Raw genomic sequence first — 926 nt, forward strand, 5'->3', positions numbered from 1 at the left:
CGGCCGCGGGACGCGTCACGACCTCGTCGACGGCGCTCGCGGGCACGCGGAAGCTGCGCCCGAAGCGCACCGCGGGAAGCTCCCCGGAGTGCACGAGGCGATAGACCGTCATCTTCGAGACCCGCATCACGTCGGCGACCTCGGCGACCGTCAAGAACTGCACTTCGGGCAGCCCCGTCATGGTTTTCCCTTCCCCCCAGCAACACGCGTCACACGCGTAACGCACATCGTAGGGGTCGCGCGACTTCCGTGTAAACACGGGAGACGGCGGATCCCCAGCGACTTCATCGACGCATGATGAGCGGCATCCACCTCCGGCGCGCATCATGCCGCCATGTCCGACTCGACGACCCCCGATCAGCCCACCGTGCCGCTGCCCGCGAACCACCACGCCGGCGGTGCCGCCGGCGAGCTCACCCCCTCGTATGCAGCGGATGCCGCGGCATCCGCACCGCCCGCACCGCCCGCGGCGACGGGCGCGGCGACGGGTTCGGCGGCCACGCCGCCACCCGCCCGCAGCCGCCGCGGGTGGATCATCGGAGGCTCGATCGCGGGCGGCCTGATCCTGCTCGCCCTGACCTTCGGCGGCGGCGTCGCGGTCGGATGGGTCGGAGCACACATCCAGGTCGCCGTGTCGAACTCGATGCACACGCGCGGCGGTCAAGGCGGGATGATGCCCGGCCACGGCAACGGCTACGGCAACGGGAGCGGCGGCCAGGGCGGCTACGGCCCGTTCGGCCACCAGCGCGGCAACGGGTCCAACTCGAGCAACGGCAACGGCTCGAGCAACGGCTGAGCCGAGCGGCTCAGCGGCCGGGGAGCTTCTTCAGCGCCGTGGTCACGACGTGACCGACGGATGCCGCGGCGCGCCCCACGACCTCCGCCGCGTGCGCGGCAGGCTCGGGCAGCACGGCGCTCAACGCCTC

General features: G+C 72.5%; 1 protein-coding gene and 1 pseudogene. One reads left to right on the plus strand and one right to left on the minus strand.

Annotated features, from left to right (window positions below; all coding sequences use genetic code 11):
• A pseudogene (locus ASG00_RS06700) lies at nucleotides 1-181 on the minus strand (helix-turn-helix domain-containing protein); the annotation flags it as partial.
• A 153-nt stretch (nucleotides 182-334) separates the two neighbouring features.
• Between ASG00_RS06700 and ASG00_RS06705 the strand changes: the two are divergent.
• Nucleotides 335-796, plus strand: coding sequence for a hypothetical protein (locus ASG00_RS06705; RefSeq protein ID WP_056207754.1), 462 nt, complete (start codon nucleotides 335-337; stop codon nucleotides 794-796).
• The last annotated feature ends 130 nt before the right edge of the window (nucleotides 797-926 follow it).

This window comes from Microbacterium sp. Leaf351 (genome assembly GCF_001423825.1).
Classification (GTDB): domain Bacteria; phylum Actinomycetota; class Actinomycetes; order Actinomycetales; family Microbacteriaceae; genus Microbacterium; species Microbacterium ginsengisoli.

Coding starts and splice junctions, on each gene's coding strand:
- ASG00_RS06705 (WP_056207754.1), top strand. CDS start 335: ATGTCCGACTCGACGACCCCCGATCAGCCCACCGTGCCGCTGCCCGCG.